Raw genomic sequence first — 12,256 nt, 5'->3', positions numbered from 1 at the left:
TGCGGAAATTCCGCCATTTTCTCCGTTCCCACGGTTGGCCGGGGTGCGGTTTCAGTAACAAGCCGATTTCGAGGAATCGCCGCACAGCACGCAAAACCGAATCGCTTTCACGACCGATTCGCTTTCGCCAACGCAGGCCTTCCCGCGCCCAATACTGGCTGAAACCCGTCGATTCTGCGGCGGCCACCAGGCCGGTGCCACACGCGAATCATGCGCTCAGACCCGGTCAACCGTATTATTACCAAGGTGGAGAAAGGTAATAACAAGGGAGTCGACAGCCCCCGTTTTTGCTGCATGCTGCACTGCGAAAGGGGAAATGACTCGTGCGCACCATGATCGCAAGGGCTGGCAAGATCGCCCTGCTGTCCACCACCCTGATGCTGGCCGCCTGCGGGGGCGCCGGCGCGCCTGCTGAAAAGCGGACCGAGTTCAACATAGGCTGGTCGATCTACGCCGGCTGGATGCCGTGGCCCTATGCCCAACAGGCCGGCATCGTGAAGAAGTGGGCGGACAAGTACCACATCAAGATCAACGTGGTGCAGGTGAACGACTACGTCGAATCCGTGAACCAGTACACCGCGGGCAAGTTCGACGGCGTCACCGTGGCCAACATGGACGCGCTGACCATCCCCGCCGCCGGCGGCAAGGACACCAGCGCCATCATCCTGGGCGACTATTCCAACGGCAACGACGGCGTGCTGCTGAAAGGCGCGGACACCCTTTCCGCGATCAAGGGCCGGCAGGTCTACCTCGTCGAACTTTCCGTCTCGCACTACCTGCTGGCGCGCGGGCTGGAAAAGGCGGGGCTTTCCTTCTCCGACATCAAGACGGTCAACACCTCCGACGCAGACATCGTCGGCGCCTTCGCCAGCCCGCAGGCCACCGCCGCGGTCACCTGGAACCCGCAACTGTCAGTCATGGCCGCCCAGCCCGGCGCGAAGAAGGTCTTCACCTCGGCCGACATCCCGGGCGAGATTCTCGATCTGCTGGTGGTCGATACCGCCACGCTCAAGGCCAATCCCGATCTGGGCAAGGCGCTGGCCGGCATCTGGTATGAAACGGTGCAGCTGATGATGCGCCAGGACGATCAGGGCAAGGCCGCCCGCGCCGGCATGGCCAAGCTGGCGGGCACCGATCCCGCCACCTTCGATGCCCAGCTCAAGACCACCTTCCTCTATACCGATCCCAAGGCCGCCGTCGCCGCAACAGACAATCCCGCGCTCGTCTCCACGATGACCCGGGTGCGCGATTTCAGCTTCTCCAAGGGCCTGTTCAAGGGCGCCTCTTCCGCCGATGCGGTGGGCATGGCCTTCCCCGGCGGCAAGACGCTGGGCGATGCGCAACACGTTACCCTGCGCTTCGATGACAGCTTCATGAAGATGGCTGCGGACGGCAAGCTCTGATGCCGCTTCCCCTCCCTTCCCCCTCCTTCGCCACGGAGGCCGCATGCGCTGGGTGAACAGGCAGATCGGCCGCAGACAGGGCCTTGCCCTTGGGGCGATCCCCATTGCCGCGTTGGGCCTCGTCTATCTCGTCATGGCGGCGCAGCGCCACGCGCTGAACCCGTCTGACAAGATCCTGCCCCTGCCCGGCGGCATGGCCAGCGCGCTGTGGGACATGATGCGCACGCCCGATCCGCTATCGGGCAGCCTTGTGTTCTGGGCCGATACGCTGGCCAGCCTCGAACGGCTCGGCCTCGGGCTTGGCATCGCCACGCTGATGGCGCTGGTGGTCGGGCTCGTCCTTGGCGTGCTGCCTCCGGTGCGCGCCACGCTGGGGCCGCTCGTCACCGCAATCGCGGTGATCCCGCCCATTGCGCTGCTGCCCATCCTGTTCATCGCGCTGGGGCTGGGTGAAACCGCCAAGGTCGCGCTGATCGTGATCGGCATCGCGCCGGTGATGGTCCGCGATATCGCCGCCCATGTCGGCAGCCTGCCGCGCGAACAGATCGTCAAGGCGCAGACATTGGGCGCGGGCAGCTGGCAGATCATGATCCGCGTCGCCCTGCCCCAGGCCATGCCCCGGTTGATCCAGGCACTGCGCCTCGCGCTTGGCCCGGCATGGGTCTTCCTGATCTCGGCAGAGGCGATCGCGTCCGATGTCGGCCTTGGCTACCGCATCTTCCTCGTCCGCCGCTACCTGTCGATGGACGTGATCATCCCCTACGTCGCATGGATCGCGCTGCTCGCCATCGCGATGGATCTCGGCCTCACTGCGCTCAGCCGCAAGGCCTTCCCCTGGGCACATGGAGCAAGCCATTGAGCGCGCTCCTCTCCCTTCGCGACGTCTGGGTCGAATACGGTGACCGGATCATCCTCGAAAAGGTCGATCTGGATGTCGAGGCCGGCTCCTTCGTCTCGGTCGTCGGTCCCTCGGGCGCGGGCAAGAGCACCTTCCTGCGCGTGATCCTGGGGCAGGAGGCGCCCACCCGCGGCAAGATCACCCTTGATGGCGCGCCGCTCGCCCCTGAATGTGGGCCGGATCGCGGCGTGGTGTTCCAGCGCTACTCCGTGTTTCCGCACCTCAGTGCGGTGCAGAACGTGGCCTTCGGGCTGGAATGCGCACAGGCCCCCGTCCTTGCCCGGCTGTTCGGCGCGGCGCGCAAGCAGGCGCTGGCAGAGGCCGCGGCAATGCTCGAGGCGGTCGGCCTTGGCCACAGCCTCGATCTTTACCCGGCGCAGATGTCCGGCGGCATGCAGCAACGCCTCGCCATCGCGCAGGCGCTGATCAAGCGGCCGCGCATCCTGCTGCTCGATGAACCCTTCGGCGCGCTCGATCCCGGCATCCGGGCAGACATGCACGCGCTGATCACCCAGCTCTGGCGGCAGTATGACCTCACCATCGTGATGGTGACGCACGATATCCGCGAGGCCTTCACCCTCGGCACCCGCGTGCTCGCGCTCGACAAGCGCCGCCACGATCCGCACGCCCCGCACCGCTATGGCGCGACGGCGGTCTATGACCTGCCGCTGGTGAAGCCCGCACCCGTGGACGAACCGCTTGAGGAGGCCGCCGCATGAGCAGCGAACCATCCACTCTCGCCCGCCTGTCGATGAGCCTGCCCGCGGACCTGTTCCGCCAGCTCGACATGATGGTGGAGGAACGCCAGCTGCCTTCGCGCTCGCAGCTGATTTCCGAACTGATCCGCCACGCCCTCGCTGCGCATGAGGCCTATACCCGGCCCGACGAGATGCTCGCCGGCACGATCACCCTCGTCTACCGCGGCGATCGCGGGCGGGTGCGGCATCAGCTGGCGCAGACCCAGGCCGATTTCCTCAAGGAAGTGATCTCCGCCCAGCACGTGTTCCTTGAAAACGACCAGTCGCTGGAGGTCCTGCTGGTGCAGGGCCCCGCCGTCCGGCTCAAGGAGCTGTCAGACGCGCTGCGCCGCGTGCGCGGGGTCCAGCAGCTCGAACTCGTCACCACCACCGCGCTCCTCCCGCCGCTTTACGTGCAGGATGGAGACGCCCGTCATTCCAACGGAGCCGCCGCATGACCGATAGCCCTGCAGGGACCTTGGCAAACCCCCTGGCCGCCCGCGACCACGCCCGCAGCATGGGCGGCACGGTGGTCGAATCCATGCCGGTCCTCCCACCCGTAGCCAGTGATCTTCCCGCAGGTGTCGCGGCGGAAGACCTGGTGTGGGAGGAAACAATCGCCCCCGGCGGATACGCCAGCCACCGCCTGTCACGCGGCAGCCGCCTGCGCCTCATCGATACCGGTGGCGATGCCTGCGCCGGCCTGATGATCTTCAACGCCGAAATGCCCACTGAACGACTGAACTTTGCCGACACCGTGAAAGTGCAGTGGAACGCCTACCTCGGCGCGGGCAAGCTGCTGCTCTCCGACATGGGCCGCGTGCTGATGAGCATCGTGGAGGACACCGCCGGCACGCACGATTGTTTCTCCGGCACCTCCAACGCCGCCACCAACCTCGCCAAGTATGGCGAAGGCCGCAACAGCGGCGCCTATCCCAACGGGCGGGACCGCTTCCTGCTTGGCGCGGCCAAGCACGGCCTCGGCCGCCGCGATGTCCACCCCTGCGTCAACCTGTTCAAGGGCACCCGCATCGAGGAGGACGGCACCATCACCCCCCTCGTCGGCCCCTATGAACCGGGCCGCAGCGTGCTGCTGCGCGCGGAGATGGACGTGATCGTGGTCCTCGCCAACGTGCCGCACCGGCTTGATCCCCGGCCAGATTACACCGTCACCCCGCTGCGGGCCACCGCGTGGCGCGGGCCGGTCACGCCCGAGGACGACTCCGTGCGCACCGCCACCCCGGAAGGCCTGCGCGCCTTCCTCAACGTCGAAGACTACTTCCGCCGCTGACCTTCAGTCCGCTCACCCACAGGAAGGGCTTTTCATGACTGCCGACCCCCATCTCGCCGGTCTTGCCGGCACCGTCGTGCACGACGAGATCGTGCCTGCCCGCGCCCCTTGGCTGCACCACGTGGCCAAGGGCCAGACGCTGCGCGTCGTCGATCTCGAAGGCAACCAGGCGGTCGATTTCCTCGTCTATTCTGCGGATGACGACGCCGAGAGATACAGCGCGCAGGATACCGTTGCGGCACAGGGCAACCTGTTCCTGCGCCAGGGCAGCGTGCTTATGTCCAATGAAGGCCGCCCGATGATGACCATCGTCGCCACCGCGGTCGAATACCACGACACCATCGGCGGCGCGTGCTCGTGCGAAAGCAACACGCTGCGCTATGGCCACCACACCAAGGCGCAGCACGCCTGCGTCGAGAACTTCCTTGAGGCCAACCTCATCGAAGGGCGCGGCAAGCGCGACATCGTCTCCAACATCAACTTCTTCATGAACGTGCCGGTTGAGGCCGACGGCGCGCTCGGCATCGTCGATGGCATCTCCGCCCCCGGCCTCACGGTGGACCTGCGCGCCGAGATGGACGTGATCGTCGTCGTCTCGAACTGCCCGCAGATCAACAACCCCTGCAACGCCTTCAACCCCACTCCCGTCCGGATGATCGTGACCGCATGAGCGTTTCCCTTCCCTTCGACACGGTCCTGATCGCCAACCGTGGCGCCATCGCCATGCGCATCATCCGCACGCTGCGCCGCATGGGCCTTCGCGCGGTGGCGGTCTATTCCGAGGCCGACGCCGGCTCGCTCCACGTGGCCGAGGCGGACGAGGCGGTGTGCATCGGCGGGGCGCGGCCCAGCGAGAGCTACCTCAACATCCCTGCCATCATCGCCGCCGCCCAGGCCACCGGCGCCGGCGCGATCCACCCCGGCTATGGCTTCCTGGCCGAAAACGTTGAATTCGCCGAAGCCTGCGCCGCTGCCGGCATCGTCTTCGTCGGCCCCACCACCGACAACATCCGCACCTTCGGCCTCAAGCACAGCGCCCGCGAACTGGCCGCCGCACATGCCGTGCCGCTGGCCCCGGGCAGTGACCTGCTGACCGACGAGGAAGAAGCCGTCACTGCCGCCGCGCGCATCGGCTATCCGGTCATGCTCAAGGCCACCGCCGGCGGCGGCGGCATCGGCATGCGGGTGTGCGAGGACGAAGCCGCCGTGCGCGATGGCTTCGCCGCCGTCGCCCGCCTTGGCCGCAGCAATTTCGGCGACGCCGGCGTGTTCCTTGAACGCTATGTGCGCCGCGCGCGCCATGTCGAGGTGCAGGTCTTCGGCGATGGCGAAGGCCGCGTCGTCGCACTGGGCGAACGCGACTGCTCGCTGCAGCGCCGCAACCAGAAGGTGGTGGAAGAAGCCCCCGCGCCCAACCTGCCGCAGTCTGTGCGTGAAGCGCTTTATGAAGCCGCTGTGCGCCTTGGCGAAGCCGCGCGCTATCGCTCTGCCGGCACCGTAGAATTCCTCTATGACCCAGAGCGCGAGGACTTCTTCTTCCTCGAAATGAACACGCGCCTGCAGGTTGAGCACGGCGTGACTGAGGAAGTTCTGGGCATCGATCTCGTCGAATGGATGGTGCGCGGCGCGGGCGGCGATTTCGCGTTTCTCGATCGCCCCGCCGCCGCGCCCAGCGGCCATTCGGTGCAGGTCCGCCTCTATGCGGAAGATCCGGCGCTCGATTACCGGCCCACTTCCGGTACGCTCACCGCCGTCGCCTTTCCCACAAGCGTGCGTACCGAAACGTGGGTCATGGCCGGCAGCGAAGTGAGCGCCTGGTACGATCCCATGCTCGCCAAGCTGATCGTCCACGCCCCCACGCGCGATCAGGCCGTCGCCGCCATGCAGGCGGCGCTGGCCGATACCCGCATCGACGGGATCGAGACCAACCTGCGCTGGCTGCGCGAAGTTGTCGCCGCGCCCGCCTTCACCACGGGTGACGTGTCCACCCGCGCGCTGGAAAGCGTGACCTTCACCCCCAACTGCGTCCGCGTGATCGCGGGCGGCACTGCCACCACGGTGCAGGACTGGCCCGGCCGCCAGCACCTGTGGGCGGTTGGCGTGCCACCTTCGGGCCCGATGGACGACCAGTCATTCCGCCTTGGCAACCGCATCCTCGGCAATGCCGAAGGCACCGCGGGCCTTGAACTCACCGTCAGCGGCCCCACGCTCGCCTTCTCCGCGCCCGCACGCATCTGCCTCACCGGGGCGGACTTTGCCGCAACGCTTGATGGGCAGCCAGTGCCGCGCGGCGTCGCGCTCGATGTCGCCACCGGGCAGACGCTCGCGCTTGGCCGTGCCAGCGGCGGTGGCATGCGTGGGTACATCCTTTTCGCCGGCGGGCTGGACATTGCGCCCTACCTTGGCAGCCGCGCCACCTTCGAACTCGGCCAGTTCGGCGGCCACGCCGCGCGCCGCCTTGTCGCGGGCGATGTCCTCCATCTCGGCAGCGAGGCGACCGCCGCGCCGCTGGAAACCTCGCCCCTGCCGGAACTGCCGGGTGAGTGGACCGTGCGCGTGCTCTATGGCCCGCACGGCGCGCCCGATTTCTTCACCCCCGAAGATATCGACATGATCGTCTCGGCCTATTGGCAGGTGCATTACAATTCCAACCGCACCGGCGTCCGCCTGGTCGGGCCAAAGCCGCAATGGGCGCGCAAGGATGGGGGCGAGGCTGGCCTCCACCCCTCCAACATTCACGACAATCCCTATGCCATCGGCGCGGTGGACTTCACCGGCGACATGCCGATCATCCTCGGCCCCGATGGTCCCTCGCTCGGCGGTTTCGTCTGCCCTTTCACCGTGATCGCGGCAGACCGCTGGAAGATCGGCCAGCTTGTGCCCGGTGACAGGCTGCGCTTCGTGCCCGTCACCATCGAGGACGCCGCCGCCGCCGATGCCGCGCAGGCCTCGCTGCTCAGCAACGGCACCCTGCCCTGGCCCACCGCCGCGCGCGCCGTCGCCGCGCTTTCGCCGATCCTCGCGGACCTGCCCGAAGGCCCCGGCCGCCCGCGCACCGTCTATCGCCAGCAGGGCGATCGCAACATCCTGGTCGAATACGGCGCGATCGTGCTCGATATCGAACTGCGCATCCGCATCCACGCCTTGATGACCGAGCTGGAACGCCTTGCCGCCCCCGGCGTGGTCGATATCGTGCCCGGCATCCGCTCGCTGCAGCTCCATTTCGATGGTGTGCAGATGAAGCAGGCCGATGCGCTGGTCATGCTGATCGCCGCAGAGGAGCGGCTGGGTGACCTGCAGGATTTCACCATCCCATCGCGCATCGTCCACCTGCCGCTCAGCTGGCGCGATCCCGCCACGCTGGAAACCATCCAGAAGTACATGGGCGCGGTGCGCGACGATGCCCCGTGGTGCCCTGACAACATCGAGTTCATCCGCCGCATCAATGGCCTGCCCGATGCTGCGGCGGTTGAGAACCTGATCTTCGAAGCGAGCTACCTCGTCATGGGTCTGGGCGATGTCTACCTTGGCGCGCCCGTGGCCACGCCGGTCGATCCGCGCCACCGCCTCGTCACCACCAAGTACAACCCGGCCCGCACCTGGACCCCGCCCAACGTCGTCGGCATCGGCGGGGCCTACATGTGCATCTATGGCATGGAAGGGCCCGGCGGTTACCAGCTGTTCGGTCGCACCATCCAGGTGTGGAACACCCATCGCCAGACCGACGCTTTCATCGAAGGCAAGCCGTGGCTGCTGCGCTTCTTCGACCAGATCCGCTTCTATCCGGTGAGTGCAGAGGAACTGGCCGAATGGCGGCGCGATTTCCCCTCCGGTCGCCGCTCCATCCGCATCGAACCGTCGGAATTCCGCCTTGCGGACTACCGCAAGTACCTGGCCGACAATGCCGATGAGATCGCCGCCTTCGAAGCACGCCGTCAGGCCGCCTTCGACGCCGAACGCGCCGACTGGCACGCCCGTGGCGAATTCGACCGGGTGACCGACCTTGCCGATGCAGATGCCCCCGCCGACACCGCGGTAGACGTGCCCGATGGCGCTGATGTGATCGAGGCGCCCTTCGGCGGCAGCGTGTGGAAACTGCTCGTCTCCGCCGGAGACGAAGTGCAGGCGGGTGACACCATCGCCGTGATCGAGGCGATGAAGATGGAATGCCCGGTGGAAAGCCCCGGCTCCGGCACGGTCGCCGCACTCTACATGAAGGAAAAGCAGTCCCTGCAACCCGGCTCGCCAATGCTGGCTCTCAGGAGGCGCGCATGACCGTGACCGCTTCTGCCATCGCCGCCACCGTTTCATCCGGCCAGACCAGCGCCGTGGCGGTGATGCAGGAAACCCTCGCCCGCATCGCCGCCTATGACGCTGTACAGCCACAGGCTTGGATCAGCCGCGCCGCGCCCGAAACCCTGCTGGAACAGGCCGCTGCCATAGACGCGCGCATCGCGGCGGGTGAAGTGCTGCCATTGGCCGGCGTGCCTTTCGCCGCCAAGGACAATATCGACGTCGCCGGCTTCGAAACCACCGCCGCCTGCCCCGCCTTTGCCTACTCACCCACCCGGTCGGCCACGGTGATCGAACGGCTCACGGCGGCGGGTGCGATCTGCGTGGGCAAGACCAACCTCGATCAGTTCGCCACCGGCCTTGTCGGGGTGCGCAGCCCCTATGGCATCCCCCGCAACGTCCGCAATCTCGCCTATGTCAGCGGCGGCTCGTCCAGCGGTTCGGCCGTGGTCACCGCCGCAGGGCTGGTGCCCTTCGCGTTGGGCACCGACACCGCCGGATCGGGCCGCGTGCCTGCCGCCTTCAACCACCTGATCGGCTTCAAGCCCACCAAGGGGCGCTGGAGCACGGCGGGCCTGATCCCGGCCTGCCGAAGCATAGACTGCATCACCGTCTTCGCGCACGATACCGCCGATGCGCGGCTGGTCGATGGCGTGACCGCCGGGTTTGACCCCGCCGATCCATGGTCAAAGCCGCTGGCCGACCGCGCCAATTCAGGCAAGGTCATCGGCGTCCCCCACCGCAACCAGCGCGCCTGGTTCGGCGATGGCGAATCCGAATATCTCTATGACCGTGCGCTCGGAAAGCTGGCGACGCTCGGCACCGTGGTGGAGATCGACATCGCCCCGCTGCTTGAAGCCGCGCAGCTGCTCTATGGCGGGCCGTGGGTGGCGGAACGCACCGCCGCGATTGCAAAGCTGCTTACCGATAATCCCGATGCGGTCGATCCTACCGTTCGCACCGTGGTGGAAGCAGGCTGGAGCAAGAGCGCGGTCGAGCTGTGGAACGGCATCTACCGCATGGCCGAACTGAAGCGCCATGCGGATGAGCTGCTGGCCAAGATCGACATTCTTGCCTTCCCCACCACCGGCACCACCTATCGCGTGGCGGAACTGCAGGCGGCGCCGGTCGCGCTCAACAGCAACCTCGGCTTCTATACCAACTTCGTGAACCTGCTGGACATGGCCGCCCTTGCCGTGCCCGCCGGCACCCGCAGCAACGCCACCGGTTTTGGCATCACCCTGATCGGCCCGGCGGACAGCGACCGCGCGCTGCTCGATCTGGCGGATGCGTACCTCACCGCCGCCGAACTCCCCCCGCCACCCCCGCTCGATCTGGAGGGCAAGATGCAGACCGTGAAACTCGCCGTCGTCGGCGCCCATCTCGAAGGCATGCCGCTGCACTGGCAGCTCACTTCGCGCAACGCCACATTCGTCGGCGCGTTCGAGACCGCGCCCACCTATCGCCTCTATGCCATGGCAGACAGCGTGCCGCCCAAACCCGCGCTGGTCTTCGATGAAGGCGGCGGGCCGATCAAGCTTGAGGTCTATGAACTCGGTGTCGCCGAATTCGGCAGCTTCGTGGTCGATGTGCCCCCGCCGCTCGCCATCGGCACGGTCACGCTGGCCGATGGCAGCAGCGTGAAAGGCTTCGTCTCCGAACCGCGCGCGCTTGCCGGCGCGGAAGACATCACCGCGCTGGGCGGCTGGCGCGCCTATATCGCCAGCAAGGCCTGAAGGAGCAGACCATGCGCGTTCTCAACACCTTGCTCGCCGTAGCCGCCGCCACTTTCCCCGCTGTCTCGCAGGCGCAGGAAGTGCAGACCGTCCCCGGTTTCGCTGATTTCCTGGCCGTTGACGGCCAGACGGTGTGGACCACCAACCGCGGCAAGGTGGAACAATGGTCGCGCAAGGGCAAGCTGGCCGAAGTCGTCCTCGCCCACCCCTGCGGCGCGATGGCGGTTTTCGCCGGGTCGCTGTGGGTGGCGAACTGCGAAGACGGCACGCTGAACCGCATCGACACGCGCACCGCAAAGCTCGTCGCCACCATCCCCACCGGCATCGCCAACCAGAAGGAGGGCGAACTCAACGTCGTCGCCGGGGCGGGATCGGTGTGGCTGGCCAGCGATGCAGCGGGCAAGCTGGCGCGAGTCGATCCGGCCAGCAACAGCGTGGCCGCAACAATCTCCGTCGATCCCATGACGTCATACCTCGCCTTTGGATATGGCGCGGTCTGGGCCGTCAGCCTGCCCCAGCAATCGCTGCAAAAGGTTGATCCGGCCACCAATTCCGTCACCGGCAAGGTCGCGCTGGGCAAGGCCCCCGGCTTCCTTGCCGCAGGCGAAGGCGGGGTCTGGGTGCAGGAACAGGGCGACGGCACGCTGGCCCGCATCGATCCCGCCACGGTCGCGCTCACCGGCCGGATCAAGGTGGGCGAAAACCTGAAATGGGGCGATATCGACACAGGCGCGGGCAAGGTCTGGCTGCGCACAACCGACGACCAGGAGTTCGCGGTGATCGACCCGAAAACCATGACCGTCACCGCCCGCATGGGCAAGCCGGCGGGCAGTGGCGCGCTGCGTTTCACGAAGAAGGGGGTGTGGACCACGGCGCACGATGTGCACACGCTTACATGGTGGCCGAAGGCGATTCTCAAGGGCAGGTAAAACGGGTTCAATCGACTTCAACCCCACCTCAGTCGATCTCAACGCCCTCTCAGTCGTTCTCAACTTGCGCCCTTTTACGCCCCGCGCTCCAGCGCGGCGGCGATGTGCTGGGCCAAGCGATGCGCCGTTGCAGACAGGCCCGGCGCCTCGATCAGTGCCATTTCGGTATCGTAGAGCGGGGGCAGGTCAGGGTCGTCGACCATCGCGGTCAGGTAGGGCGGCACCATTTCACGCGGCAGCACGGTGATGCCTAGGCCCGCGTTCACCGCCGACTGGCTGCCTGCCAGACTGGTCGAGGTATAGGCCACGCGCCACTTGCGCCCCACCGCCTCCAGCGCGTCGATTGCGCGCTTGCGATAGACGCAGGGTTCGGGCGAGACGACCAGCGGCACCGTGTCCAGCCCGGTTGCCGCGAGCTGATCCCGCGCCACCCAGACCAGCGGTTCGCGCCACACCCGCATGCCTTCCAGCGGAGCGGAGGGTTCGCGCTTCACCAGCACCAGATCGAACCCGCCAGTGTGGAATTTATCCAGCAAATTCAGAGTCAGATCGCAGGTCACTTCAAGTTCGACAAGAGGATGCGCCTTGGCGAATGCGGCCAGCACGGCGGGCAGGTGTGCGGTGGCGAAATCCTCGGGCACGCCCAGCCGCACCCGGCCGGTCATGTCCGGTTCGAACAGCTCGGCAATTGCCGCATCGTTCAGCCGCAGGAGCTGTCGGGCCGGCCCCAGCAGCCGCTCACCTTCGGGCGTCAATGACAGTGAACGCGGGGTGCGCGCGAAGACGGCCCGGCCGAGCTGCTCCTCAAGCCGCTTCACCTGCAGGCTGATGGTCGATTGCGTGCGGCCCAGCCGATCTCCGGCACGGGTAAAACTGCCAGTTTCGGCGATCGTGACGAAGCAGCGCAGCAGGTCAAGGTCGAGCGTGCGGGTTCCGGGCATGAGCGGCATCTCACTTCAATCATGCATT

10 protein-coding genes are annotated in these 12,256 nt (G+C 66.8%); 9 read left to right on the top strand and 1 reads right to left on the bottom strand.

What is annotated here, in order from left to right; genetic code table 11:
• Positions 1 to 332: 332 nt before the first annotated feature.
• Genes POM99_RS00890 through POM99_RS00850 form a run of 9 tightly spaced genes read left to right on the top strand, consistent with a single transcriptional unit; the run spans position 333 to position 11,287 of the window.
• Complete coding sequence (locus tag POM99_RS00890) at positions 333 to 1,403, top strand: putative urea ABC transporter substrate-binding protein (protein ID WP_277274850.1); 1,071 nt, start codon at positions 333 to 335, stop codon at positions 1,401 to 1,403.
• A 43-nt stretch (positions 1,404 to 1,446) separates the two neighbouring features.
• Positions 1,447 to 2,262, top strand: coding sequence for an ABC transporter permease (locus POM99_RS00885; RefSeq protein WP_277274849.1), 816 nt, complete (start codon positions 1,447 to 1,449; stop codon positions 2,260 to 2,262).
• Positions 2,259 to 3,020, top strand: coding sequence for an ATP-binding cassette domain-containing protein (locus tag POM99_RS00880; RefSeq protein WP_277274848.1), 762 nt, complete (start codon positions 2,259 to 2,261; stop codon positions 3,018 to 3,020). The genes POM99_RS00885 and POM99_RS00880 overlap by 4 nt, the downstream gene beginning before the upstream one ends.
• Positions 3,017 to 3,496 (top strand): CopG family ribbon-helix-helix protein, encoded by a 480-nt coding sequence (locus POM99_RS00875; RefSeq protein WP_277274847.1) that lies wholly within the window; start codon positions 3,017 to 3,019, stop codon positions 3,494 to 3,496. The genes POM99_RS00880 and POM99_RS00875 overlap by 4 nt, the downstream gene beginning before the upstream one ends.
• A complete protein-coding gene (locus POM99_RS00870) occupies positions 3,493 to 4,329 on the top strand; it encodes an urea amidolyase associated protein UAAP1 (RefSeq protein ID WP_277274845.1) in 837 nt (278 codons plus the stop codon). The genes POM99_RS00875 and POM99_RS00870 overlap by 4 nt, the downstream gene beginning before the upstream one ends.
• 34 nt (positions 4,330 to 4,363) lie before the next feature.
• Positions 4,364 to 4,999 (top strand): urea amidolyase associated protein UAAP2, encoded by a 636-nt coding sequence (locus POM99_RS00865; protein WP_277274844.1) that lies wholly within the window; start codon positions 4,364 to 4,366, stop codon positions 4,997 to 4,999.
• Complete coding sequence (uca, locus tag POM99_RS00860; protein WP_277274843.1) at positions 4,996 to 8,604, top strand: urea carboxylase; 3,609 nt, start codon at positions 4,996 to 4,998, stop codon at positions 8,602 to 8,604. The genes POM99_RS00865 and uca overlap by 4 nt, the downstream gene beginning before the upstream one ends.
• A complete protein-coding gene (gene atzF, locus POM99_RS00855) occupies positions 8,601 to 10,358 on the top strand; it encodes an allophanate hydrolase (RefSeq protein ID WP_277274842.1) in 1,758 nt (585 codons plus the stop codon). Before uca ends, atzF begins: the two co-directional genes overlap by 4 nt.
• Positions 10,359 to 10,369: 11 nt before the next feature.
• Positions 10,370 to 11,287 carry a Vgb family protein gene (locus POM99_RS00850; RefSeq protein ID WP_277274841.1) on the top strand — a complete coding sequence of 306 codons (918 nt, stop codon included), beginning with the start codon at positions 10,370 to 10,372 and terminating at the stop codon, positions 11,285 to 11,287.
• 74 nt (positions 11,288 to 11,361) lie between these two features.
• Here POM99_RS00850 and POM99_RS00845 read toward each other — a convergent pair whose 3' ends face one another.
• Positions 11,362 to 12,228 carry a LysR substrate-binding domain-containing protein gene (locus tag POM99_RS00845; protein ID WP_277274840.1) on the bottom strand — a complete coding sequence of 289 codons (867 nt, stop codon included), beginning with the start codon at positions 12,226 to 12,228 and terminating at the stop codon, positions 11,362 to 11,364.
• Between the last annotated feature and the right edge of the window lie 28 nt (positions 12,229 to 12,256).

Origin of the sequence: Novosphingobium cyanobacteriorum (genome assembly GCF_029436685.1) — a bacterium.
GTDB lineage: Bacteria > Pseudomonadota > Alphaproteobacteria > Sphingomonadales > Sphingomonadaceae > Novosphingobium > Novosphingobium cyanobacteriorum.
The sequence above is the reverse complement of the archived record's forward strand: the minus strand, read 5'-3'. Positions and strand labels throughout refer to the sequence as shown.